At 71.4% G+C, this 25,233-nt stretch carries 19 protein-coding genes and 1 CRISPR repeat array; of the genes, 9 read left to right on the forward strand and 10 right to left on the reverse strand.

What is annotated here, in order from left to right; translation table 11 throughout:
• The first annotated feature begins 36 nt into the window (after window positions 1–36).
• The 7 genes from casA to cas2e are packed head-to-tail and all read left to right on the forward strand — an operon-like array spanning window position 37 to window position 6,432.
• Window positions 37–1,731 (forward strand): type I-E CRISPR-associated protein Cse1/CasA, encoded by a 1,695-nt coding sequence (gene casA, locus ACGFZS_RS16780; protein ID WP_393795688.1) that lies wholly within the window; start codon window positions 37–39, stop codon window positions 1,729–1,731.
• A complete protein-coding gene (casB, locus tag ACGFZS_RS16785) occupies window positions 1,728–2,405 on the forward strand; it encodes a type I-E CRISPR-associated protein Cse2/CasB (RefSeq protein WP_393795689.1) in 678 nt (225 codons plus the stop codon). The genes casA and casB overlap by 4 nt, the downstream gene beginning before the upstream one ends.
• Window positions 2,402–3,595, forward strand: a complete 1,194-nt coding sequence (cas7e, locus tag ACGFZS_RS16790) for a type I-E CRISPR-associated protein Cas7/Cse4/CasC (protein WP_393795690.1) — start codon at window positions 2,402–2,404, stop codon at window positions 3,593–3,595. The genes casB and cas7e overlap by 4 nt, the downstream gene beginning before the upstream one ends.
• Window positions 3,592–4,311, forward strand: coding sequence for a type I-E CRISPR-associated protein Cas5/CasD (gene cas5e, locus ACGFZS_RS16795; protein ID WP_393795691.1), 720 nt, complete (start codon window positions 3,592–3,594; stop codon window positions 4,309–4,311). The genes cas7e and cas5e overlap by 4 nt, the downstream gene beginning before the upstream one ends.
• Window positions 4,311–5,099: a type I-E CRISPR-associated protein Cas6/Cse3/CasE gene (cas6e, locus tag ACGFZS_RS16800; protein WP_393795692.1), complete on the forward strand. Its 789-nt coding sequence runs from the start codon at window positions 4,311–4,313 to the stop codon at window positions 5,097–5,099. The genes cas5e and cas6e overlap by 1 nt, the downstream gene beginning before the upstream one ends.
• Complete coding sequence (gene cas1e, locus ACGFZS_RS16805) at window positions 5,099–6,073, forward strand: type I-E CRISPR-associated endonuclease Cas1e (protein ID WP_393795693.1); 975 nt, start codon at window positions 5,099–5,101, stop codon at window positions 6,071–6,073. The genes cas6e and cas1e overlap by 1 nt, the downstream gene beginning before the upstream one ends.
• A complete protein-coding gene (gene cas2e / locus ACGFZS_RS16810; protein WP_393795694.1) occupies window positions 6,070–6,432 on the forward strand; it encodes a type I-E CRISPR-associated endoribonuclease Cas2e in 363 nt (120 codons plus the stop codon). Before cas1e ends, cas2e begins: the two co-directional genes overlap by 4 nt.
• Window positions 6,433–6,524: 92 nt before the next feature.
• A CRISPR array of direct repeats spans window positions 6,525–8,506; the repeat unit is 29 nt; unit sequence CTGCTCCCCGCGCCCGCGGGGATGGTCCC.
• Window positions 8,507–9,131: 625 nt separating this feature from the next.
• Here the strand turns inward: cas2e and ACGFZS_RS16815 are convergent.
• The 7 genes from ACGFZS_RS16815 to ACGFZS_RS16845 all read right to left on the reverse strand — a co-directional run bounded on the left by ACGFZS_RS16815 (window position 9,132) and on the right by ACGFZS_RS16845 (window position 18,636).
• On the reverse strand, window positions 9,132–10,097 hold the full coding sequence (locus tag ACGFZS_RS16815) for a pirin family protein (RefSeq protein ID WP_393795695.1): 966 nt from the start codon (window positions 10,095–10,097) through the stop codon (window positions 9,132–9,134).
• A 41-nt stretch (window positions 10,098–10,138) separates the two neighbouring features.
• Entirely contained in the window at window positions 10,139–11,626 is a 1,488-nt protein-coding gene (locus tag ACGFZS_RS16820) for a protein kinase (RefSeq protein ID WP_393795696.1), read from the reverse strand.
• Window positions 11,627–11,849: 223 nt separating this feature from the next.
• Window positions 11,850–13,592, reverse strand: a complete 1,743-nt coding sequence (locus ACGFZS_RS16825; RefSeq protein ID WP_393795697.1) for an RICIN domain-containing protein — start codon at window positions 13,590–13,592, stop codon at window positions 11,850–11,852.
• A 39-nt stretch (window positions 13,593–13,631) separates the two neighbouring features.
• Window positions 13,632–14,393 (reverse strand): carbohydrate ABC transporter permease, encoded by a 762-nt coding sequence (locus ACGFZS_RS16830; protein ID WP_393796020.1) that lies wholly within the window; start codon window positions 14,391–14,393, stop codon window positions 13,632–13,634.
• A 44-nt stretch (window positions 14,394–14,437) separates the two neighbouring features.
• Entirely contained in the window at window positions 14,438–15,427 is a 990-nt protein-coding gene (locus tag ACGFZS_RS16835) for a carbohydrate ABC transporter permease (RefSeq protein WP_393796021.1), read from the reverse strand.
• Between the two features lie 9 nt (window positions 15,428–15,436).
• Window positions 15,437–16,675, reverse strand: coding sequence for an extracellular solute-binding protein (locus tag ACGFZS_RS16840; protein ID WP_393795698.1), 1,239 nt, complete (start codon window positions 16,673–16,675; stop codon window positions 15,437–15,439).
• A gap of 32 nt (window positions 16,676–16,707) precedes the next feature.
• Window positions 16,708–18,636 (reverse strand): glycoside hydrolase family 127 protein, encoded by a 1,929-nt coding sequence (locus ACGFZS_RS16845; RefSeq protein ID WP_393795699.1) that lies wholly within the window; start codon window positions 18,634–18,636, stop codon window positions 16,708–16,710.
• Window positions 18,637–18,980: 344 nt separating this feature from the next.
• On the opposite strand from ACGFZS_RS16845, the gene ACGFZS_RS16850 reads away from it, so the two are divergent.
• Window positions 18,981–20,003 carry a LacI family DNA-binding transcriptional regulator gene (locus tag ACGFZS_RS16850; protein WP_393795700.1) on the forward strand — a complete coding sequence of 341 codons (1,023 nt, stop codon included), beginning with the start codon at window positions 18,981–18,983 and terminating at the stop codon, window positions 20,001–20,003.
• Between the two features lie 100 nt (window positions 20,004–20,103).
• Window positions 20,104–22,407, forward strand: a complete 2,304-nt coding sequence (locus ACGFZS_RS16855) for an MFS transporter (protein WP_393795701.1) — start codon at window positions 20,104–20,106, stop codon at window positions 22,405–22,407.
• 131 nt (window positions 22,408–22,538) lie between these two features.
• Here ACGFZS_RS16855 and ACGFZS_RS16860 read toward each other — a convergent pair whose 3' ends face one another.
• Genes ACGFZS_RS16860 through ACGFZS_RS16870 form a run of 3 tightly spaced genes read right to left on the reverse strand, consistent with a single transcriptional unit; the run spans window position 22,539 to window position 25,213 of the window.
• Window positions 22,539–23,237, reverse strand: coding sequence for a GntR family transcriptional regulator (locus tag ACGFZS_RS16860; RefSeq protein ID WP_393795702.1), 699 nt, complete (start codon window positions 23,235–23,237; stop codon window positions 22,539–22,541).
• A 31-nt stretch (window positions 23,238–23,268) separates the two neighbouring features.
• Window positions 23,269–24,270: a proline racemase family protein gene (locus ACGFZS_RS16865; protein ID WP_393795703.1), complete on the reverse strand. Its 1,002-nt coding sequence runs from the start codon at window positions 24,268–24,270 to the stop codon at window positions 23,269–23,271.
• 37 nt (window positions 24,271–24,307) lie between these two features.
• A complete protein-coding gene (locus ACGFZS_RS16870; RefSeq protein ID WP_393795704.1) occupies window positions 24,308–25,213 on the reverse strand; it encodes a dihydrodipicolinate synthase family protein in 906 nt (301 codons plus the stop codon).
• Window positions 25,214–25,233 lie beyond the last annotated feature (20 nt).

Below are 25,233 nucleotides of genomic sequence, written 5' to 3' on the forward strand. Positions count from 1 at the left end.
GATACAGCGCCCGCGTTAGGGGCGACTGGCTTCGACTTGACCACGCAGCCCTGGATCGAGGTGCTGAGAGCCGACGGCAGCCAGGACGAGCTGTCGCTGCATCAGCTGTTCACTCAGGCCGGCGATCTGCGTCGGCTCGTGGGCGACCTGGCCACCCAGGAGTTCGCGTTACTGCGGCTGCTGCTGGCCATCGCCCACGACGCCCTCGACGGGCCACGCGACAGCGCCGAGTGGAGCGAGTTGTGGGCCGACGACCGGTGCTTCGACCCGGTCGGAAGCTATCTGGAGGCCCAGCGGGAGCGGCTCGACCTGCTCCACCCGACCACGCCGTTCTTCCAGACCGCAGGGTTGCGTACGGCGAAGGACGAGGTGTTCTCGCTGAACCGTCTGGTGGCCGATGTGCCCAACGGCGAGCCGTTCTTCACATCCCGCATGCCCACCGTCGACCGGCTCACGTTCGCGGAGGCCGCCCGCTGGCTCGTTCACGCGCACGCCTACGACACGTCCGGGATCAAGTCGGGAGCGGTGGGCGACGAGCGGGTGAAGTCGGGGAAGGTGTATCCGCTGGGCACCGGCTGGGCGGGCAGCCTGGGCGGGGTCTTCGTGGAGGGCACGACGCTGCGGGAGACGTTGCTGCTGAACTTGATCGCGGCCGAGACCGAGGCGATCGAGGCGGCAACGACGGGGGACCGGCCGGCCTGGCGGGCCGAGCCATCCGGTCCCGGGGGCAGCGAGCGCACGGCAGCCGGGCTGATGGACCTATACACCTGGCAGACGCGTCGGGTGCGTCTGCACCACGACGGCGACGGCGTCCATGGCGTCGTCCTCGGCTACGGTGACCCCCTTTCGTCGCGGAACATGCACCTTCGGGAGCCGATGACGGCGTGGCGGCGCAGCCCAGCACAGGAGAAGAAGCTGGGCCGGTCGCCGGTGTATCTGGCCCAGGAGCACGATCCGTCCCGGGCGGCCTGGCGCGGCATCGCCGCGCTCGTCGCCGACCGCACGGACGGCGGACAGGGCACGGAGGCGGCATCGCGTCTGCGTCCGGGCATCCTGGAATGGATCGCCGAGCTGGTCACCGACGAGGTGCTGCCGCGCGGGTTCCTGGTGCGGGCCCGTCTGATCGGAGCCGCGTACGGAACCCAGCAGTCCGTGATCGACGAGGTCATCGACGACCGCCTCGCCATGCCGGTCGTGCTGCTGGAGCACCAGGACCGCACCTGCGCGCGGCAGGCAATCGGCGCCGCAGACGACGCCGACCTGGCCGTAAGGGCCCTGGGAGACCTCGCCACCGACCTGTCCCGTGCCGCCGGAAGCGAAGGGGAAGGGGCCCGGTCGGCGGCCAGGGAGCGCGGATTCGCGGCCCTGGAACACCCCTACCGCACCTGGCTCGCCACGCTGGGCGACACCGGCGATCCCTTCGAGAGCCGGCGTGACTGGCAGCGGCAAACACACCGCACCCTCAGCCGGCTCGGCGACCGCCTCATCACCTCGGCCGGGGACGCGGCCTGGCAGGGCAGGACCGTGCCCGGCAAACAGGGCACGTACTGGCTGAACACGGGCCTTGCCGACACCTGGTTTCGCACCCGCCTGTCCAAGGCGCTCGGCCACCCCTACGCCGCCGAGGAACGCCCCGACAGCGGCCCGCCGGACGCCGAACCACCAGGCCATCCGGGACCGGACAGCACCGATCCACAGCAGCCGTCGATCGACACGAAGGTGCCCGCATGACCACCACCGCAGCTTCGCCTACGGTCCGTGACCGGGTCAGCGCAACTGCTCACTCGCTGATCGACGTACGGCAGAAGGGCTATCTCCGGGACGCCCCCAAGGACGTTGCCGCGCTCGCCCGCCTGCGCCGCGGCGCAGGCAGGAGCGCCGGCGATGTCCCCGACCTGTGGGATCTGATCGACACCGGGCGCCTGCACCAGACCGTCGAGGGCCAACAACCGCTGAGCGAAGGCGTGTTGGGCCGCGCGGAGGAGGCTGTGCATGCCTCGCTGACTCTGTGGGCGCTGCACCAGCAGTCCCGCGGCGGATCCATGCACCGCCCGACCGAACGTAAGCGGCCGACCGGCCTGGGCGCGTCGGTACGGCGCCTGATGCCGGCGGGCGAGATCGACGAACCCGTCCGCAAGCGCCTCGTCCGGGCCGGCACGGCGCCCGATCTGGCGACGCTAGCCCAGCGCCTGCGCGATCTGGTCGTCCTGCTGCGCGGGGCGGACATCCCGCTGGACTACGGCCTGCTCGCCGGCCAGTTCTACACCTGGCAGTGGCAGGGCGGCCCCGCGACCGTCCGCCGTGAATGGGGCCGCTCCTTCCACGCCCGCCCGCCGGCCGCCGGGCAGGACGCGCCGCTTGCCGACACCACCAGCCTCCCGGACACCGACAAGGACGCCTCGTGAACCGCATCTTCCTGGACGTGCACGCCCTGCAGACCGTCCCGCCCAGCAACCTGAACCGGGACGACACCGGCGCGCCGAAGACCGCCGTGTACGGCGGTGTCCCGCGGGCCCGGGTCTCCAGCCAGGCCTGGAAGAGGGCCACCCGCACCCACTTCGCCGACGAGCACCTGCTGGATCCCAGCGAACTCGGCGTGCGGACCAAGAAGGTCGTGGAGGTGGTCGCCTCACGGATCACCGCGCTGGATGCCTCCATCGACGACGAGACGGCGCTGCGGCTGGCGGACGAGACCGTCAAGGCGGCCGGCCTGAAGACGGAAGTCCCCAAGCGGAAAGCGGACGCGGCCAAGGAATCCGGCGCCACACCGGCCCCGGAGGCGAAGTACCTGGTCTTCCTCAGCGCCCGGCAGCTCGACGGTCTGGCCCGGCTCGCCGCCGACGGCGCCGCCAACCTCACGGAGTATCTGAAGGACAAGCAGAACAAGGAGCGCGTCAAGGAGATCGCGGACAGCCGTCACTCCGTCGACATCGCCCTGTTCGGCCGCATGGTCGCCGATGCCGCCGACTACAACGTCGACGCCGCGGTCCAGGTCGCCCACGCCATCAGCGTGCACCGGGCGGACACCGAGTCCGACTACTACACCGCGGTCGACGACGAGAACACCGACGAGGAGACCGGAGCCGGAATGATCGGCACCGTCGACTTCAACTCCGCCACCCTCTACCGCTACGCCGCCCTCAGCGTCCACCAGCTCGCCGCCAACCTCGGCCAGGGCCTGCGCGAGGACGAACCGCGCACCGAGCCCGTCCGACGTGCCGTCGAAGCCTTCGTGCACAGCTTCGCCGCTTCCCTGCCGACCGGGAAGATCAACACGTTCGGGCACCACACCCTGCCCGACGCCGTCATCGTCAAGCTGCGCACCACCCGCCCCATCAGCTTCGTCGCCGCCTTCGAGGACCCCATCCGCGGCGACCAGGGCGGCCACGTACGCGAAGCGTCCGACCGCCTGGCCACCTACGTCCCCGACATCGAACGGGCTTACGGCCACGGAGACTCCACCCTGACCTGGGTGCTGCGGGTCGGCCCCAACACCCTCAAGCTCGCCGACGTCGGCACCGAGTCCGACAGCCTCACCGAGCTGGTCGCAGCCGTCGGCCGGGCTGTCACGGACCGCTTGGAGAAGCCCGCATGAGCGTGCTCCTGCTCCGCCTGGCAGGCCCCCTGCAATCCTGGGGCGCCTCCTCCCGGTTCGCCCGCCGCACCACAGAGTCCGCACCCACAAAGAGCGCCGTGATCGGACTGCTTGCTGCTGCCGCCGGCATCGACCGCGGCGACGATGCGGCCCTCGCTCCACTGGCCGCACTGCGCTTCGGGGTCCGCATCGACCAACCCGGCACTCTCCTGCGGGACTTCCACACCGCCCACCACGCCGTCACCGGAAAAGCGATGCCGCTCTCCGAGCGGTACTACCTCGCCGACGCCGTCTTCGTCGCCGCCCTCGAAGGCGACCCCGCCCTGCTCACCCGGCTTGATACGGCCCTCAACGAGCCGGTCCACCCGCCGTTCCTGGGCCGCCGCTCCTGCCCCCCGGCCGCGCCCGTCGAGCTCGGCCTGCAGGAGAAGGGGCGGCTGGAGGACGCTCTCGCGACCGTGCCCTGGCAGGCATCCGCCTGGTACCGCCGGCGTTACCGCGGCCGCACCCACGATGAGCTGACGGTGCTGCGGGAGGCGGCAGCAGGCGAACAGAGCGGCGCGGACAGTCTGCGTGACCAGCCGGTCAGCTTCGACGCCGCTCACCGACGGCACACCTGGCGCACCGTCATCACCACCAGCGTGCCCGTCCCCGGGCTCCCGGCCGCTCCCGCGCGGCACGAACCGTTCGATGCTCTGGAGGAGGAGAGCGCCTGATGTCGTTCCTCACCCGCTTCCGTGTGAACACCGCGCGTCCCGGCGCCCGGCGCCTGCTCACCTCGCCGCAAGCCATGCACGCGGCGGTCATGGCCTCCTTTCCCGACCTGCTGCCCAGCGACGCCCCCGACCGGGAGGGGCCGCGGGTGCTGTGGCGCCTGGACCACCGGGCACGCGCCGAGGTCCTGCTCTACGTCGTCAGCCCGCACCGGCCCGACCTGACCCACCTGGTCGAACAGGCAGGCTGGCCCGCAGCTGCCGTCCCGGACAATCCCGGCTGGCAGACCAGGCCCTACAGCCCCTTCCTGGACCGGCTTGCCGACGGCGAGCGCTGGGCCTTCAAGCTGACTGCCAACCCGGTCCACACCATCCGCCGCACCGCCGACGAACCCCGCAAAATCACAGCCCACCTGACAGCTGCTCACCAGATGCGCTGGCTCCTCGACCGGCAGGAAAAATGCGGCTTCCGCATCCTGGAGAAGACCGACGGCAAGCGACTCCTCCCAGGCGGCACCACCCACCACGGCAAGCACGAACACCACGGCGACCGCTATGAACTCTCCGTCGCCAACCAGCACAACCTGGCCTTCGACAAATCACGCGACGCGAACGGCAAACGGCGCGGCAAACCGGTCACCCTCGTCACCGTCACCTACGACGGCCGACTCGAAGTCACCGACCCCGCCCTGCTGCGCCACACCCTCACCCAGGGCATCGGCCGCGCCAAAGCCTACGGATGCGGCCTGATCACCCTGGCCCCCCTCACCACGGCACCCCAGCAGGCGTGATGAGCACGGTCTCCCAGCGCCCCGCACTGACCCCGCGCCAACTCACCCGTGCCGCAGAGCGCCTGTCCTTCATCTACCTGGAACGCTGCACCATCCACCGCGACGCCAACGCCATCACGGCTCAGGACGCCGAAGGCACCACCCACATCCCCTCCGCCACCATCGGCACCCTCCTCCTCGGCCCCGGCACCCGCATCACCCACCAGGCCATGAGCGTCCTCGCCGAATCCGGCGCCGCCGTGTGCTGGGTCGGAGAGCGCGGCGTGCGCTACTACGCCTCCGGCCGCGCCCTCAGCCGCTCCTCCGCCCTCGCCGAAGCCCAGGCACGCCAGTGGGCCAACCCCCGAAACCGCCTCGCCGTAGCCCGCGCCATGTACCGCATCCGCTTCCCCGACGAAGACCCCGCCGGCCTCACCCGCCAAGAACTCCTGGGCGGCGAAGGACGACGCGTCAAAGACTGCTACCGCGCCCAGGCCGCCCGCACCGGTGTGCCCTGGCGCGGACGCCGCTACACCCCCGGCGACTTCGCCGGCGGTGACGCCGTCAATCAGGCCATCACCGCCGCTGCGCAATGCATGTACGGCATCGCCCACGCCGTCGTCACCTCACTCGGATGCAGCCCTGGCCTCGGCTTCATCCACTCCGGCCACGAACTGTCCTTCGTCATGGACATCGCCGACCTCTACAAAACCGACGTCGGCATCCCGCTGGCCTTTGATGTCGCCGCGGACGACGACGGCGACACCGATATCGGCGGCCGCACCCGCCGCGCCCTGCGCGACCGGATCCACGAGGCATCCCTCCTGGACCGCTGCGTCAACGACATCAAGCGCCTGCTCCTGCCCGCAGGCACCCCCGACGAGCCCGCGAACAACGACAAGGACGTCGTCATGCTCCAGAGCGACGGCGACCGGCAGGTCGCCGCTGGCATTAACTACGACGGGCCCGACGACTACGAACGGGTGCGCTGGTGACCGTCATCGTCCTCACCAACTGCCCACCCGGCCTGCGAGGATTCCTCACCCGCTGGCTCCTGGAAATCTCCGCCGGCGTATTCATCGGCAACCCCTCGGCGCGCATCCGCGACGTCCTCTGGGATGAAGTCAGACAGTACACAGGCCAAGGACGTGCCCTGCTCGCCCACACCACCAACACCGAACAGGGCTTCACCTTCCGCACCCACGACCACGCCTGGCACCCCATCGACCACGAAGGCGCAACGCTGATTCAACGACCCAGCCCCAAGGACCCCGCATCAAACGCTAGTCCCACAACGACTCCTCCGGCGGGCTGGAGCAGGGCGGCAAAGCGCCGCCGCTTCGGCGGCTCTTGATGTTCTTTACTGTGCTTATGGGTGAATTGCCGGAATCAATGAATGTCATAGGAAACTCCATCCTGCCGACGTAAAAGCCCTGTTCACGGAGACTGCTCCCCGCGCCCGCGGGGATGGTCCCACCGACCCGGCCTGCCGCCCGCCGCTGGACCGCTGCTCCCCGCGCCCGCGGGGATGGTCCCAGCGCGGCGTGGGAGCCGTCGGGTTCCCCGGTCTGCTCCCCGCGCCCGCGGGGATGGTCCCCCCGGCGACGACCAGGTGGAGCTGTGGCGGTACCTGCTCCCCGCGCCCGCGGGGATGGTCCCGATCGTCTGATGACCGGGCCGGTTCACAGTTGCTGCTCCCCGCGCCCGCGGGGATGGTCCCGTCCGCCGTGAGATGGACGAGGCGCGCACACGCTGCTCCCCGCGCCCGCGGGGATGGTCCCCGGTTCGGCCCGGCCTTCTTCCAGCCGCCTTCCTGCTCCCCGCGCCCGCGGGGATGGTCCCAACCTCGGCCAGACCTGGTCGGGCAACCAGGACTGCTCCCCGCGCCCGCGGGGATGGTCCCTGACCATCAGATCTCCCGCTCGAAGACCTGGACTGCTCCCCGCGCCCGCGGGGATGGTCCCGACGCCGCCCACGTATGGAGACGCAACCCCGACTGCTCCCCGCGCCCGCGGGGATGGTCCCACGGCGGAGGGCCGCGACTACGGGCACTTCGTCTGCTCCCCGCGCCCGCGGGGATGGTCCCCGCCTCGACCGCATGGAACGCGCCACCCTGTTCTGCTCCCCGCGCCCGCGGGGATGGTCCCACGCAGGTCAGCGCGGGGGAACCGGCCCGGAACTGCTCCCCGCGCCCGCGGGGATGGTCCCACCGTCCAGCCGGTGTGGGTGGCCGGGTCGTGCTGCTCCCCGCGCCCGCGGGGATGGTCCCTCCGGGACGTCGAAGGTCTCGCCGAAGTTCTTCTGCTCCCCGCGCCCGCGGGGATGGTCCCGGCACGGCGACTTCGGCCGCCGAGGCCGCGCTCTGCTCCCCGCGCCCGCGGGGATGGTCCCGTGCGGTCCTGGTGGTCGTTCCAGGCGAAGAACTGCTCCCCGCGCCCGCGGGGATGGTCCCACGTGTTGAGAAAGAGGGAGTCAGACCGGATGCTGCTCCCCGCGCCCGCGGGGATGGTCCCCACACCATGGAGTCGCTGGCCGCCGAGGGGTACTGCTCCCCGCGCCCGCGGGGATGGTCCCGGCACCACCTACACGGCGTCCGACACGGAGACCTGCTCCCCGCGCCCGCGGGGATGGTCCCTCCTGCCGGAAGACCTGCGCGCGGCCGGACTGCTGCTCCCCGCGCCCGCGGGGATGGTCCCGTGTCGGGCCTTGCCCAGCTGCCCAACCCGAACTGCTCCCCGCGCCCGCGGGGATGGTCCCCAAGGGCGACACGGAAATGGCGCGGTACCGCGCTGCTCCCCGCGCCCGCGGGGATGGTCCCCCGGGCATGCGGCGGCCGGCGGATCAGGGGCTCTGCTCCCCGCGCCCGCGGGGATGGTCCCCAGTTCCGGACGATGAACGACTTCTCGAAGTGCTGCTCCCCGCGCCCGCGGGGATAGTCCCCGGGCGGACTGGTCCTCGGCCTGGAGCACCTCCTGCTCCCCGCGCCCGCGGGGATGGTCCCGGCCGGCACGTCACGTCGATGCCGCACGGCGGCTGCTCCCCGCGCCCGCGGGGATGGTCCCGCGCGGACGGCGTCAGGGCTGTTGGTGATGAGCTGCTCCCCGCGCCCGCGGGGATCGTCCCACTCCGGCAGATGGCTACTCCTCGGAACTGGGCTGCTCCCCGCGCTCGCGGGGATGGTCCCACGCTGACCACCGACCAGCTGCGGGCCCTGCTCTGCTCCCCGCGCCCGCGGAGATGGTCCCGTGATCAGCTTGAAGTCAGGGATGGACTCCGCCTGCTCCCCGCGCCTGCGGGGATGGTCCCAAGAACGACTCCGACTTCATGGGCGAGGTCCACTGCTCCCCGCGCCCGAGGGGATGGTCCCACCACGTCATTCCACGACGCCGAGGCGCAGCTCTGCTCCCCGCGCCTGCGGGGATGCTCCCCAGTTCCAGCCCGCGAACGTGGGCAACCAGCTCTGTTCACCGTGCTTGCAGAGTTGCCCACACGGCGCGTGCTGCCACGGGGCACTGGACTCCCATTCGTGCCAACTGGAACGTGATCAAGTGGGCGCATGCAGGGAGCGAACGTTCGGGCTGCTGGCCTTTGGCGGCGCAGTTCGGTCTGCGCGGGGTGAGAGCGTTGCGTGTGCAGGAGGGTGGGGAGGGGCGTAAGGGAGTTGACGGATCTGCTTTCAAGGCGCGTTCGTTACGGCAGGCCCGAGTTTGTGGAACCCGTACAAGAGGTCGTCGGGTGACTCGCTGATCCGTTGTGACACTCGAAGCGGCCTCGGCCATTGCGTCGTCAGGCGGCCACGGCGCCTCGCCGGCATCCGCAGCCGCACTTCACCAGAGTTGAGCGCACCGCCGCCTCAGAATATGATTACTCGTCAGTAAAGTCAGCATTGGGTCAGCATTCGTCCTGGCAAAGCTGCCCACAGATGCCCACACCTTGGAATCGCGAAGCCCCTCGGAGGTGCCTCCGAGGTGGCTTGCGTCAGTGAACGTCAAGGTGAGGTGGGTGTCCGGGTGGCTCTGGGGGCTTGGAGGCGGAAATCGGCGTCTTGCCTGGTCAACGGGCCCGTCCTCGCGGTTTGAGGGGGGTCTCGGGTAGTGCCGGCGCGCGGAGCGGAGCCCCGTCGTAGCCCTTTACTTCGCCGAAGCGGGTGCCCTTGGCCCAGTCTTCCCGGGCCTGTACGATCTCGTCCTGGGAACGGGCGATGAAGTTCCACCACATGATCAGCTCCTCCTCGAACGGCTCGCCGCCGAGGAGCATGATCGCGGCGTCGGACTCGGCGCGCAGGGGGAGGTCGGAGCGGCCGCAGCCGAGGTAGAGCATGGAGCCGGGGAGTACCGGTACCCCGTCGACGTGGACCTCGCCGGACATGGCGAGGACGCCGTACTCGAAGTCGGGGTCGAGGGGCAGGCGCAGGTCGGTGCCCTGGGTGAGGGCGAGGTCGGCGCCGACGAGGGGGGTGAAGGTCGTACCGGGGGACGTCGCGCCGTCGAGGGTGCCGAGGATGACCGTGGCGGTCAGGCCGGGCGCGGTGACCGTGGGCAGGTCGGCGTGGTGCTCGAACCTCGGGTCCGTGTGGCGGTGGGAGTCCGGGAGGGCCACCCAGAGCTGCGCCCCGTGCAGGTACCGGGCGTGCGACTTGGGGCTCTCCTCGGAGTGGCTGATCGCCCGGCCGGAGGTCATCAGCCCCAGCTCGCGGGGGCGGATCGTCTGGAGGCTGCCGGTGGAGTCGCGGTGCAGGACCTCGCCCTGGTGCAGCCAGCTGACCGTCTGCAGTCCGATGTGCGGGTGCGGCGGCACCTGCATCCCGGGCTCGTCGGCGATGTCGTCGGGGCCGTAGTGGTCGACGAACGCCCAGGCGCCGATCATGCGGCGGCCGAGGTTCGGCAGCAGCCGGCGCACCTCGGTCGACTCGCCGAGTTGCACATGGCGGGGGCTCAGCAGCTCGCGGACGGGTTCGGCGACGACGAATCCGCGGCCACCGCACACGCTCGGAACGGGCGCGCGGTCAAGGTTGCTCATGCCGCCAAACTTAGCGGGCGGCGGTCCGTGTTGCCGAGCGGTCAGCCGGTCGTACGGAATCCGTCCCTCACGTTGTCGAAGACCGGCCGGTAGGTGTCCCAAGCGGCGTCCGGCGCGGAGAGGTAGATGTCGTACTCCCGGCCGCCCTCCCGGCCGTAGCCCAGGTCGATGGCGCGGAAGACGCGGGCCCGGCCCCGGAAGGTGAACTCCCAGATCGCGGCCGGCTGTCCCCGGAAGGTGGTCCGCTGCAGCCGCAGTCTGCGGTAGGTCGGGTAGTTGACCTTGGTGTTGGTCTCGATGTCGGCGAAGTGCGTGATCGGGTTCGCACCGGCCGGTTCCACCATGCCGATGGTGACGCCGGCCAGGCCGGTCGGGTCCTTGTAGGTGACCTCGTCGGTGGCGCGGGTGCCGGCCGTCCAGCCGTCGGGGACCGGGAAGGAGACACCGAGGGCGGTGTCGGTGACGCGGTGGTAGCCCCGGGGGAGGGCGGGCGCGGGCGTGGTGCTCGCCTTCGCCGTGGCCGGGTGCTTCTGCGCGGGGGTGTGCGGGAGGGCGAGGGCCGTGACCGTGGCGGCCGCCGCGACGGCGACGGCTCCGGCGGCCAGGGCGAGCCGGCCACGCCGGGCGCGCCGCCGGCGTCTGCCGCTGCCGGGCGCCGGTACCGGTTCGGTCGGCTGCGGGCGTGCCGCCTGAGCCTCCGGTTCCGTCACCGCCCCCGACCAGGTCGCCAGCAGCGCCCGTTCCGTCTGTTCGGCGGACGGCCGGTCCGCCGGGTCCTTGGCCAGCAGCAGCTGGACGAGCGGCTCCAGCGGGCCCGCGTGCCGCATCGGCTCGACGGGATCGGTGACGATGGCGTACGCCGTCTCCATCGCGGTCTCGCGCCGGAACGGCGGCCGGCCCTCCACCGCCTGGTAGAGCGTGGCCCCCAGCGACCACAGGTCCGAGGCCGGTCCCGGCGTCAGCCCGCGCAGCCGTTCCGGCGCCATGTAGGGGATCGAGCCGACCATCTGGCCGGTCTGGGTGAGCGTGGAGGACCCGGCGGTCAGCGCGATGCCGAAGTCGGTGAGGACCACCCGGTCGCCCGGGCCGAGGAGCACGTTGCCGGGTTTGACGTCCCGGTGCAGCACACCGGCCGTGTGCGCGGCGCGCAGGGCGGCGGTCATGCCGAGGCCGATCCGGGCGGCCTCCTCGGGCGGCAGCGTCCGGCCGCCGTCGAGCAGGTCCGCGAGGGTGGTCGCCGGGACGTACTCCATGACGATGCACGGGCGGCCGTCGTCCTCGACGACGTCGTGCACGACGATCACGTTGGGGTGTACGACCCGGGCGGCGCTGCGGGCCTCGCGGCGGGTGCGTTCGTAGAGGGTGGCCAGCTCGTCGTCGGAGAGGTGGGGGCGGGCGTGGATCTGCTTCAGCGCGACCTGCCGGGCCAGCACCTCGTCGTCGGCCCGCCACACCGTGCCCATGCCGCCGCGCCCGATCCGCTCGGTCAGCCGGTAACGGCCGGCGACCAGCCGCCCTTCGTCCGACACCGCCCCGTCCTCCGCCAGTTCTGTCCCTGTTCGATCAGCCCCGTCACGATAACCGCCCGTTCCTGATCACCTGCGGTGGTCCGACGGTGGCCGGTCCGGCCGTCCTGGGAAGGCGGGGTCGGCCGGTCGTGTTCGGCTGCGAATCAACAGGGAAGGCCGCCGCCAGGCAATGAATGCAGGCGGCGGCCGTCTTCGGATGTGCTCGGGTTCACTGTCGTGTACGTCAGCGGGCGGTCAGTTTCCACAGGTGGTCGGCCGTGCCGTTGTCGTCCCACTGCAGGACCTGGGCGCCGGACGAGGTGCTCATGCCGGTCACCCCGAGCAGCAGTCCGCTGTTGTAGTTGGCGATCTTGTAGTAGCCGTCACCGGACGGGATCAGCTGCCAGAGGTGGTCGGCGGTGCCGTTGTCACTCCAGATCAGGGCCGTGCCGCCGGCACTGGTGCTCATGCTCGTGATGCCGAGGAGCAGCCCGCTCGCCTGCTGCTGGATCTTGTACAGGCCGCTGCCGGCCGCCACCAGGGTCCAGTTCTGGTCGGTGCCCGTGGTGGACCCGGCTTGGACGACGGCGGTGCCCTGCGCGGTGCCGGCGCCGCTGGTGTCCAGGGCCAGGCCGCTGTTCCTGTTGGTGATCTGGTAGCGCCCGGCCAGCGAGGCGGCGGTGCCGCTCGGGGTGACGGTGAGGTGGTAGCCGTCGGAGGCGTTCATGGTCACGGGTACGGTGATCGAACCGCCGCTCACCGTGTAGTCGCTGTCCGAGATGGTGACCGGCCCGGAGACCGCGGTCGTACGGCCCTTGGACGGCGTGTACTCCAGCTTGACGTGCACGGTGCCGCCGAAGGCCGACAGCGACGACAGTCCGTTGACGGTGACGGCACAGGAACCGGTGCAGCCGCCGGTGACGACGCTGATCTGGTTGGCCGAGCTGTTGAGTGCTGCGAAGCCGTCGATGCCCGTCTGCGCCGGGGGCGTGGTGACCAGCATGTTCCCGGACATGTCGCCGTACCACTTGTAGAGCCAGTACGCCCCGTTCGGTGAGCCGCCGGTGTCGGTGAGGGTGTCGCCGAGGGTGCCGTAGTGGTTCCAGAAGGCCAGTTCGGCGTCGTGGACCCCGGTCCGCTCGAACTTGGCGACATAGCTCGCGAGCGGTCCGGGGACGCCGACCTCGCTCGTCGTGCCGTACTCCTCGATGGCGATGGGGCGGGGGCTGATCCCGAGGCTGGTCTCCAGGGCGCGGTACGCGGCGACATGGGCCGCGATGTTCTGCGGGCCCTGCAACTCGTGCCAGGAGACGATGTCCGGGACCGTGCCGCTCGCCTTGGCGTCGGTGAGGAACGTGCTCATCCAGCTCTGGTTCCACGCCGAGTAACTCGGGCCCTGGACCGGCGTGCCGGAGTCCTTGGCGCGGACCTCCTTGTACGTCGTCGCCCACCCGGAGTCGAAGCTGCCGGCCGCCGAGGTGTCCCAGGTCCAGTCCGGCTCGTTCCACAGCTCGTACGCGGCGATGTTCGTGGCACCGGAGGACTTCACCGACGCGACCTGCTGGTCCACGGCGGCCAGCCAGTTGCTCCAACTCACCCACTTGTAGGGGAAGTCCGGGTACCAGTCCGGCATGCGTACGACCACCTTGGCACCGGCCTTCGCCGCCTCGGGGGCGACGGCCAGGGCGTCTCCGCCGGGGCTGGACTCGCCGTTGGGCAACTGGCTGCCGCCGGGCGCCATCTGGACGAAGGTGTTCGGCTTGAGCGGCTCGACCAGGCTGTCGGCCGGGACGCTCCCGGTGTCCAGGCCGTAGAGGCTGCCCGTGGCCACGTGGGTGACCGGGCGGAGCGTCTGGTTCGCGCTCACCACGAGGGTGGTGGCGGAGGTGGGCGCCGCGTGGGCGGGAACGGCGGTGCCGAGGGCGGCGGTGAGTACCACGGCACCGAGGGCGGCATGGAGAGTGGCTCTGAATGATGTGCGGCTCATGGCATGGATCTCCTCAGGACATAGGGGAGTTGGGGGGTGTCAGTCCTTCACCGCGCCCGCGGTCACGCCCGCGGCCACATAGCGCTGGGCGAGGATCAGGAGGACGGCCGCGGGGATCGACGCGACCACGGCGGTGGCCATGATCGCGTTCCACTCCTGGTTGTTGTTGCCGATGTACTGGTAGATGCCGAGGGTGATCGGCTTCCAACTGCCGCCGCCGTCAAGGGTGGTGGCGAAGACGAAGTCGGACCAGGCCCACAGGAAGCCGAACAGCGAGACGGTGACGATCGCGTTGCGGCTCAGCGGGAGGACGACCGAGCGGAAGGTGCGCCAGGTGCCGGCGCCGTCGATCCGCGCGGCCGAGACCAGTTCGCCGGGGATGCCCGACATGAACGCGGTGAAGATCATGACGCCGAAGGGGACGGCGAGGGTGGAGTCCGCGACGATCAGGCCCCACCAGGAGTTGAGCAGACCGAGGTCCAGGAAGACGCCGTAGAAGCCCATCGCCATGACGATCCCGGGGATCATCTGCGCGATGAGGAGGGCGAGTCCGAGCGCGCCGCCGCCGCGCGGGCGGAGCTTGGCCAGGGCGTAGCCGGCCGGGGCGGCGATGACGAGGGTGAGGGCGACCGTGCCGAGGCCGATGAGCAGGCTGGTGCCCAGGTAGGGGAGTTGGTCGTGGAGGACGGCCCGGTAGCCCTCGAAGGTGGGGTGCAGCGGGACCAGGTCCGGCGGGTCCTTGCGCATGTCCTGCTGCGGGGTGAGGGACACGTTCAGCATCCAGTACACCGGGAACAGCATCAGCGCGGTGAGGAGGAGGCCGGTCAGGGTGTAGGCGCGTGACTTCACGCTTCCTGCCTCCTCTGGACGCGGACGTACAGCAGGCCGAAGACCAGGGCGATGAGGATCAGGATGTTGCCGACGGCGGCACCGGGGCCGAACCTGGGCAGCAGCGTGCCGAAGCCCAGCTGGTACGACCAGGTGGCCAGGGTGGTGGAGGCGTCGCCCGGACCGCCCTTGGTCATGATCCAGATCAGGTCGAAGACCTTGAGCGTGTAGACGAGCCCGAGCAGCAGGGTGATCGCCGACACCGGGCGCAGCAGCGGGAAGGTGATCCGGCGGAACTGCTGCCAGGCGCCCGCCCCGTCCAGGGCCGCCGCCTCGTACAGCTCGCCCGGGATGTTCTGCAGCCCGCTGTAGAGGATGACCAGGTTGAAGGGGATGCCGATCCAGATGTTGGCGACGATCACCGCGGTCAGCGCCCAGTTCGGCGAGGTCAGCCAGCCGACCGGGTCGACGCCGAGGAAGTGCAGGAAGTAGTTCAGCACCCCCGACTCGCTGTTGAACATCCACGACCAGGTCGACGCCGACACGATCAGCGGCAGCAGCCAGGGGATCAGGAACAGCGCCCGCAGCACGGTCGACAGCCTGAAGTGCCGGTTGAAGAAGACCGCGAGGGCGAGACCGGCCGCGTACTGGAAGGCGATCGACACGAAGGTGAAGACCATCGTGTGCCGCATCGCCGGGCCGAACGTCGGATCCTCCAGCACCGTACGGAAGTTGTGCCAGCCGGAGAACGGCGCGTCACCCGCCACGAACGACCGCACGGTGTAGTCGCGCAGGCTCAGGTCGAGGTTGCGGTAGAGCGGATAGAGGTAGAAGGCGGCGAGGTAGACGAGCAGGGGCGCCACGAAGGCAAGCGCGGTCAGCCGGCTCCGTAGCCCAGGGGACAGCCGAACTCCCTGCGGTACAGCGCCCCGACAGGGGCGCGGGGGCGCATCGATACGCGGCTCCGCCGCGTGGCGCGACAAGCCCCCACCGACCCGCAGATTCACAGCCACCGCTCAGCCCTTCCCCGCCGCGGCCTGCGCAGCTGCCAGCGCGTCCTGCGGGCTCTTGCTCCCCGACAGCGCCGCCTGGACGGCCGTCCACATCGGCTGCGAGATCGTCGGGTACTTGGTGCCGAGCCCGCCGCTGGTACGGCCCCGGGCCGCCGCGACCGCCGCCACCCAGGGCTTCAACTCCGGGTTCTTCTTGACCTGTTCGGCCTGTACGGCGGCGGTGGGCGCCACGTACATGAGCGTGGTGTCGGTGGGCAGCAGGTTGGCGTCGCTGGTCAGGCAGCCGACGATCTTCTTGCTGACCTCGTAGCGCGAGGTGTCCTTCTGCACGGGCACGGTCACGAACTCGCCGCCCGTCGGCACCGGCGCCGAACCGCCGTTCTGCCCGGGGATGTTGACGACTCCGTACGGGAAGCCGGCCTTGTCGGCGTTGCCCAGCTGCCAGGTGCCGTTCTCGCTGAACGCGTAGTCGCCGGTGGCGAACTCCTGCCAGCTGGTGGTCTGGGTGTTCTGGAGGACGTCCTTGGGCGCGTACCCCGCGTCCACCCACTGCTTCCACAGCGTCAGCGCGGCGACCCCCTTGGCGGAGTCGAGCGCGGTGAGGTCACCGCCCGCGCCCCAGAACCAGGGCAGGAACTGGAAGCTGCCCTCCTCGGTGTTGATCGCCGAGAAGGTGATCCCCTTCTTCCCGGCCGCCTTGACCTTCTTCAACGCGGCCGTGAGGGAGGCCCAGTCGGTGATCGAGGCCGGGTCGACACCGGCGGCCGAGAGGACCTTCTTGTTGTAGTAGAGCGCGAGGGTGTTGGCGCCGATCGGGACCCCGTAGGCGGCGCCGTCGATCGTGCCGGCGCCGATGATGTTCTTCTGGACCGAGGAGGTGTCGAGCCCGAGGTCGCTCGTCCTGTTGAGGATCCCCGCCTCCACCAGCGTGGAGACGACCGGGTTGTCGACCAGCATCACGTCCGGCGCGTTGCCCTGCTGGGCGGCCAGCAGCGCCTTGTTGCCGAGGTCGGTGGTGTCGTACGCGGCCCGCTTGAGCTTCACCCCGGCCGCGGTGCCGCACGCGGCGACCCGCTTGCCCCAGTCCGAGGAGGCGTCGAACTGGGGGTACGGGTCCCAGAAGGTGTACGTCCCGCCGGCCGAGGACGACGATCCGGAGGAGCCGGAACCGCCACCGCAGGCGGTGAGGGGGAGCAGGGTCGCCAGGGCGACGGCCAGGAGGGTACGGCGGGTGGGTATCACGGGGTGACCTCGTTGTCGTAGGACGGGGTGTGTCAGGTGGTGGGGAGCCAGACGCGCATGCTGCCGTCCTCGCGGTTGGCCCAGACGTGGTACGGGATCGCGGTCAACTCGACCGGCTCGCCCCCGGGTTCGGCGTCGGCGTCGGCGGCCGGGGCGTACGGCCACCAGCCCCGGTCGGGGACGCGGCGCCGCCGGCCGGCGGCCACCACGGTGGTGACGCCGCCGAGCAGGTCCGGGCGGTGCTTGACGGCGAGCGGCCGGGACGGGTCGAGGACGACGTCGTCCAGGCCGCCGCCCGGATGGTCCACCTGCTCCAGGCAGTGGACGAGCGGCCCGCGCTCGATCGCCACACAGCCGCGTACGGCGTCCACCCGCGGGTCGGCGGCGGTGAGCCGGGGTTCCAGGACCAGTTCGAGGAGCACCCGGTCGCCCGGCTCCCAGGTACGGGTCAGCCGCAGCCAGCCCGCGTCGACGGGGGCGTCGGACCGGTCGTACGACTCCGCGCCGCACCGCACCCGGAACTCCCGGCACCACTGCGGGATGCGCAGCGACAGCGTCCAGGGCCCGTCGGCCGGGGTCTCCTCGACGGTGAGCGCGATCGTGCCGTGCCAGGGGTAGTCGGTCTCGGCGCGCACCCGGACCCGGTCGGTCTCGTACACGCCCGTGACGAACTGGTGGATCTGCAGGCCCTGTTCGTCGCTCGACGCCAGGTAGTGCTGCAGGCTCGCCAGCAGGCGCATCACGTTCGGCGGGCAGCAGGCGCAGCGGAACCAGCGGGTGCGGCGGGCCGACTGGTCGCCGCCGGTGTCGGTGTGGCCGTCGCGGACCTGGAGCGGGTTGACGTAGAGCCACCGCTCGCCGTCGAGCGACACCCCGGCCAGGAAGCCGTTGAAGAGGGTGCGCTCGACCAGGTCGGAGTAGCGGGCCTCGCCGGTGAGCAGGGCGAGGCGCCAGCTCCACTGCACCGAGGCGATCGCGGCACAGGTCTCGCAGTAGGCGCGCTCGTTGGGGAGTTCGTACGGGTCGCCGAAGTCCTCCTGGTCGTGGTGCGCGCCGAGACCGCCGGTGAGATGGGTCTTGGTGGTGGTCATCGCCTGCCACAACCGGGTTCCGGCGGCGAGGAGTTCGGCGTCACCGGACTCGGCCGCCAGGTCCGCGGCGGCGGCGAGCAGGTACAACTGCCGTACGGCATGGCCCTCGACGTTCGTCGCCGCGCGCAGCGGGACGCGGTCCTGGCAGTAGGCCTCGCCGCCGAGCAGGCCGTGACCGTGCCGGTCGACGAAGTAGCCGGCCAGGTCCAGGTAGCGGCGCTCGCCGGTCTCCCGGTACAGCTCCACCAGGGCGGTCTCGACCTCCGGGTGGCCGTCGATGCCGTCGACGGGCCTGCCGCTGCCGGGGAGGCCGAACACCGAGTCGATGTGGTCGGCGAACTTCCGTGCCACGTCGAGGAGTTCGGGGCGGCCGGTGGAGCGGTGGTGGGCCACGGCGGCCTGGATCAGATGGCCCGCGCAGTACAGCTCGTGGCCCCAGCGCAGGTCCTGGTAGCGCTCACCGCCCTTGACCAGCTGGAACCAGGTGTTCAGATAGCCGTCGGGCTGCTGGGCCCCGGCCACCAGGGCGACGATCCGCGCCACGTCGGCGGCCAGCGCCGGGTCCTCCCCGTGGGCGAGGTGCCAGGAGGCCGCCTCCAGCCACTTGTAGACGTCCGTGTCGACGAACGGGTACGCCCCCTGGAACTCGCCCTCGGCGCTGCCGGCCGCCAGCCGCAGGTTGTGCAGGTTTCCGGCGGACTCCAGCAGGTCCGGGCCCTGGGGGAGGGAGACGCGGGCGTTGGTCGCGCGGCGGTCGTGCCAGAAACCGCCGTCGATGGTGACGGCCGCCGGGCGCAGCGCGGTGTGTGCGGCGGGGGTGAGACGGACCGGACCGGCGGGGGAGGACAGGGCGGAGCGACTGCGGGGCATGGCTCTCCGGGGAGGGGGAGGGTGGGCTGGGGCCTCGGGGTGGTGGCTTGAGCTTCTTGAGCTCGGGGCCTCGGGGTTCGGGGTCTTGGGGTTCGGGGTCTTCCGAAATACCGAACGCTGTCTGGAACTTGGGACGCGAGGAGACGGGGAATCATCTTGCGCAACCGTTTTCTCGCCGAGAAGTACAGGGCAGCACGGGAGGCGGGTCAAGACGCCCGGCGCGGTTTTTTCAACTTGCCCGTGAGGGCTGGCACTTCGTGAGGACGGCTGCGACGATGTGGGGCGACTGTGCCGCCGGGAGCCCGGCGGCACAGCCGAGAAGCCGTCCAGGAAAAGGTTTGCCCGTGACCTCTGCTCCAGACTCCCCGCCCGCCGGCCGGGCCAGGCTCACCGATGTCGCCGCGCTCGCCGGCGTCAGCGTGGGCACCGCGTCCAAGGCGCTCAACGGCGCCGGCCGGATGCGCCCGGAGACCCGGCAACGAGTACTGGACGCGGTGACGGCCCTCGGGTTCCGGCCCAACCAGCACGCGCAGAGTCTGCACAGCGGCCGCAGCTGGACGGTCGGCCTGGTGACCACGGACGGCATCGGCCGCTTCAGCACCCCGGTCCTGCTCGGCGCCGAGGACGCGCTCGGCGCCGGGAAGATCTCCGTCCTGCTCTGCGACACCCGCGGCGACGCCATCCGCGAGCAGCACCATCTGCGCACCCTCACCGACCGCCGCGTGGACGGCATCATCGTCACCGGCCGCCGTACCGATCCCCGCCCGCCCCTGACCGGCATCGACCCCGCGATCCCGGTCGTCTACGCGCTCTCCCCGTCGACCGACCCCGCCGACACCTCCGTGGTCACCGACGACCGGGGCGGCGCCCACCTCGCCCTGGAACACCTGCTGGCCACCGGCCGGACCCGGATCGCCCACGTCACCGGGCCCGAGCACCACCAGGCCGCCCGCGACCGCGCCCGGCACGCCGTCGAGCACCTGGCCGGCGCCGGCCTCCCGCTCGCCACCGGGCGGGTGCACCACGGCGAGTGGAGCGAGGCCTGGGGGCGGCGCGCCGCCGACGCGCTGCTGCGGACGGCACCCGACACGGACGCCGTCTTCTGCGGCAACGACCAGATCGCCCGCGGGATCGCGGACGCGCTGCGCGAGCGCGGCAAGGACGTGCCGGGGGACATCGCCGTGGTCGGCTACGACAACTGGGACACGATGGCCCTCGCCTGCCGCCCGCCGCTCACCACCGTCGACATGAACCTGGCCGAGATCGGGCGGATCGCCGCGCTACGGCTGCTCCAGGCCATCGACGCCGAGCCGGAGCCCGGGGTGCACACGGTGCCGTGCCGGCTGGTGGTGCGCGAGTCGAGCTGACCTCCCTCCCGTGATACCCGGTCCTGCTTGAGTAAGTCAATCAATTGACTTACATTCGGGAGGGTCGTGCAGACCCGAGTGGCCTTGTGGAGGCTCGCCCATGTCCCATGCACAGCCCCGGCCGATAGAAGCAGGGGAGTCCGCCGCACCACGGGCGAACGTCGTCGTGGCGGTGCTGGCCTTCGGCGGGATCGTGGTCTCGCTGATGCAGACCCTGGTGATCCCGATCGTGCCCGAGCTGCCGAAGCTGCTCGACGCCTCCGCCTCCAACGCGGCCTGGGCGGTCACCGCCACCCTGCTCGCGGCGGCCGTCGCCACGCCCGTCATGGGACGGCTCGGCGACATGTACGGCAAACGCCTGATGCTGCTGACCAGCCTGGTCATGCTGGTCGTCGGCTCGGTCGTCGCCGCGCTGAGCGACAGCCTCGTGCCGATGATCGTCGGCCGTGCGCTGCAGGGCCTGGCCTCCGGCGTGATCCCGCTCGGCATCAGCATCATGCGCGACGAACTCCCCGCCGAACGGCTCGGCTCCGCCACCGCGTTGATGAGCGCCTCCCTCGGCGTCGGCGGCGCGCTCGGACTGCCCGCCGCCGCGCTGATCGCCGACCACTTCGACTGGCACGTCCTGTTCTGGACCTCGGCCGTGCTCGGCGTCGTCGCCGCGCTGTTCGTGCTGCTGCTCGTGCCCGAGTCGAAGGTGCGCACCGGCGGCCGTTTCGACCTGCCCGGCGCGCTCGGCATGGCGGCGGGCCTGGTCTGTCTGCTGCTCGGCATCTCCAAGGGCGCCGACTGGGGCTGGGGGAGCGGCACCACGCTCGGCCTGTTCGGGGCCGCCGTGGTGATCCTGCTCGGCTGGGGCTTCTACGAACTGCGCACCAGGGAACCGCTGGTCGACCTGCGCACCACGGCCCGCCGCCAGGTCCTGGTGACCAACCTCGCCTCGGTCGCCTTCGGGTTCTCGATGTTCGCGATGTCCCTGGTGCTTCCGCAGCTCCTGCAGTTGCCTCAGGCGACCGGCTATGGTCTGGGCAAGTCGCTGCTCGCCGCGGGCCTGGTGATGGCCCCGACCGGCCTCGTGATGATGGCGACGGCACCCCTGTCGGCCCTCGTCTCCCGGAACTTCGGCCCCAAGATCACCCTGATGTGCGGCGCGGTGATCGTGGCCACCGGCTACGGCCTCAACATCGTGATGATGGACGCCGTCTGGCAGCTCGTCCTCGCCTCCTGCGTCATCGGCGCCGGCATCGGCTTCGCCTACGGCGCGATGCCCGCGCTCATCATGGGCGCCGTCGACCCGCACGAGACGGCCGCCGCCAACAGCCTCAACACCCTGATGCGGTCCATCGGAACGTCGACCGCGAGCGCCGTCGCCGGGGTGATCCTGGCCCAGATGACCACCACCTTCGGCACGGCGACCGTGCCCTCCGAGAACGGCTTCAAGGTGGTCATGGCGGTCGGCTCCGGCGCGGCGATCCTCGCGCTGCTGGTGGCCGCGTTCATTCCGCGACGGAGGCCGGTGGCGGCGGGGGCGGGGGCGGTGCCTGCGGGAGGGGCGCCGGTGGGGGCCGTGCCGGTGGAGGCCGAGGAAGCCCCGGTGGCCGTCGGGGGTTCGGTGCACGCCGTCGTCCTCCCCGGCACCGGCGACGGCATCGCGGTGCACGGGCGGGTGCGCGGCGCCGACGGGACCGGCGTCGGCGGGGCCGCGGTCACGCTGATCTCCCTCGGCGGACGCCAGCTCGGCCGCGCGGTCGCGGACACCGAGGGCCGCTACGCCGTGCAGGCGCCCGGCGAGGGGACGTACGTCCTGGTCGCCGCCGCCGACGGCTGCCGGCCGCGGGCCACCACCCTCCTCGTGAGCACCGCTCCGGTCGCCCACGACCTGCTGCTCACCGGCACCGGCGGCCTCGCCGGACTGGTGCGGGCCGCCGACAGCGGGGCACCGGTCGCCGGGGCCGTGGTGGTCGTGACCGATGTGCGCGGCGAGGTGCTGGCCACCCAACAGACCGACGGGCTAGGCGAGTTCGCGGTCGGCGACCTGGTGCCGGGCACCGTGACCCTCGCGGTCAGCTCGCCCAAGCACCGGCCGCTGGCGCTGCCCGTCGAGATGACCGGGACCGGGACCACCCGGATCGAGGTCGAACTGCGGCCCGGCGCCCATGTGCGCGGCACGGTGCGCGGCGCCGGGGGCCCGCTGGGCGACGCCCGGGTCACGCTGGTGGACGCCGTCGGCAACGTCGTCGCCACGACCACCACCGGCGAGGACGGCGCGTACGCCTTCTCCGACCTGGACACCGGCCCCTACACGGTCATCGCCACCGGCTACCCGCCGCAGGCCGCCGGGGTGGTGGTCTCCGGCGCCGACATCCACGACCACGACATCGAACTCGCCCATCCCACTGCGTAGTTCCGTGCGGGTAGTTCTCGATGTGCGGTTCGCCGGGTGTAGTTCACCGTGCGCATCTCACCGTGCACATCTCACGCTGACTGGTTCACTGCGCGTGGTTCACGATGTCGGGTGCACCCGGCGGGGCGGGGTCAGCCGTCCGTGGGCTGCCCGGCCGCCCACAGACCGCGGACGTGGCCCAGGTGGCGGGTCATGACCTCGCGGACGCCCTGTTCGTCGCGGGCGAGCAGGGCGTCGAGGAGTTCCAGATGCTCCTCGGCGGAGGCCTTCAGCCGGCCGGCCGCCACCAGCGCCGTCAGCCCGTACAGCCGCGAGCGGCGCCGCAGGTCCCGTACCACCTCGACGAGACGGTCGTTGCCCGCCAGCGCCAGCAGCCCCAGATGAAAGGCGAGATCGGCCTCGACATACGCGATCAGGTCCCCCTTCACGGCCGAGGTGACGATCTCCAGGGCCACCGGGCGCAGCGCCTCCAGATCGGCCGGGTCGGCGGTGGCCGCGAGACCCACGGTCGTCGGGATCTCGATCAGGGACCGGACATGGGTGTACTCGTCGAGTTCCTTGTCGGAGACGACGGTGACCCGGAACCCCTTGTTCGGGACGATCTCGACCATGCCCTCCTTCACCAGTTCGAGCATGGCCTCGCGCACCGGGGTCGCGGAGACGCCCAGCCGGGGGGCGAGCCCCGGCGCCGAGTACACCTCGCCGGGGCGGAGTTCGCCGGCGATCAGCGCGGCGCGCAGCACATCCACGACCCGCTCCCGGAAGTTGGGCTTGCGGCCGCCCAGCGCGGGGATGGCGGGGGCGGGCGAACTGCTGGGCCGGTCGGCCATGGCGGAACTCCTGGGAGGGGTACGGGGACGGTCAGAGGACGAAGCCGGCCGGGAACGGGTCGGTGGGGTCCAGTAGATACTGGGCGGTACCGGTGATCCAGGCGCGGCCCGTGAAGCTTGGCAGGACCGCGGGGATGCCCGCGACCTCGGTGGTGCCGAGCAGCCGGCCGGTGAAGTGGGTGCCGATGAAGGACTCGTTCACGAACTCGGTGTCCAGGGGGAGTTCGCCGCGCGCGTGCAGCTGGGCCATCCGCGCGCTGGTGCCGGTGCCGCAGGGGGAGCGGTCGAACCAGCCGGGGTGGATGGCCATCGCGTGCCGGGAGCGGCGGGCCGTGGAGCCCGGCGCGACCAGGTGGACGTGGTGGCAGCCGCGGATGGACGGATCCTCGGGATGCACCGGCTCCCCCTCCGCGTTGATCGCCTCCATGAGGGACAGCCCGGCGGCGAGGATGTCGTCCTTGCGGGTGCGGTCGAAGGGGAGGCCGAACTCGTCCAGGGGGAGGATGGCGTAGAAGTTACCGCCGTATGCCATGTCATATGTCACACATCGCCCATCGGCGAGGGTGATCTTGCGGTCCAGCCCGACCGTGAATGACGGCACGTTCTTCAGGGTGACGCTCTGCGCCGCTCCGTCCGCCACCGCGACCTCGGCGACGACGAGACCGGCCGGGGTGTCGAGCCGGATGGTGGTGACCGGCTCGACGACCTCCACCATCCCGGTCTCGACCAGCACGGTCGCCACCCCGATCGTGCCGTGCCCGCACATCGGCAGGTAGCCGGACACCTCGATGTAGATGACGCCCCAGTCGCAGTCCGGCCGGGTCGGCGGCTGCAGGACCGCCCCGCTCATCGCGGAGTGCCCGCGCGGCTCGTTCATCAGCAACTGCTTGATGTCGTCGCGGTGTTCACGGAAGTACAGCCGCCGCTCGTTCATCGTCGCGCCGGGGACGGTGCCGACCCCGCCGGTGATCACCCGGGTGGGCATGCCCTCGGTGTGCGAGTCGACGGCGTGCAGGACGAGTTTGCTGCGCATGACGCTCCTCGTGACGTGAGTGGGGGGTCCGGGCCGCTTATGCCAGTCCGGCCGCGACGGCCTTCCCGGTGGCCGCGCGGACCACGGCCTCCTGCTCGGGCAGCAGCGGCACGCGCGGCGGCCGGCAGGTACCGCCGTGGCGCCCGACGATGTCCATCGACAACTTGATGGCTTGCACGAACTCCACCTTGGAGTCCCAGCGCAGCAGCGGGTGCAGCAGCTCGTACAGCCGCTTGGCGGTGTCCAGGTCCCCGTCCACCGCCGCGTGGTACAGCTCGACGGTCGCGGCCGGCAGCGCGTTCGGATAACCCGCCACCCAGCCCTTGGCACCCGCGACGGCGAGCTCCAGCAGGACGTCGTCGGCGCCGATCAACAGGTCCAGCTCCGGGGCGAGTTCGGCGAGCTGATAGGCCCGGCGGACATCACCGGAGAACTCCTTCACGGCGTGGATGTACCCCTCGCCGTGCAGCTTCGCGAGCAGTTCCGGGACGAGGTCGACCTTGGTGTCGATGGGGTTGTTGTACGCCACGACCGGCACCCCCGCCCTCGCGACCTCCGCGTAGTGCGCGAGCACCGACCGCTCGTCGGCGCGGTAGGCGTTGGGCGGCAGCAGCATCACGGCCCCGCAGCCGGCGTCCCGGGCCTGCTCGGCCCAGCGGCGGGCCTCGGCCGAGCCGTAGGCGGCGACACCGGGCATCACCCGCGCGCCGCCGATCGCGGCCACGGCGGTCTCCACGACCTGGGCGCGCTCCTCGGGGGTGAGTACCTGGTACTCACCGAGGGAGCCGTTCGGTACGACGCCGTCGCAGCCGTTCTCGACCAGCCAGACGCAGTGCTCGGCGTACTTGTCGTAGTCGACGGAGCGGTCGTCGGCGAGGGGGAGAGCGGTGGCTACCAGGACGCCGCGCCAGGGGCGGGGGCGGGGGCTGGGGGTGGTGGTCATACGGTTCCCTCCGGTGGAAT

It is taken from the genome of Streptomyces sp. NPDC048288 (assembly GCF_043201555.1).
Classification (GTDB): Bacteria; Actinomycetota; Actinomycetes; order Streptomycetales; family Streptomycetaceae; genus Streptomyces.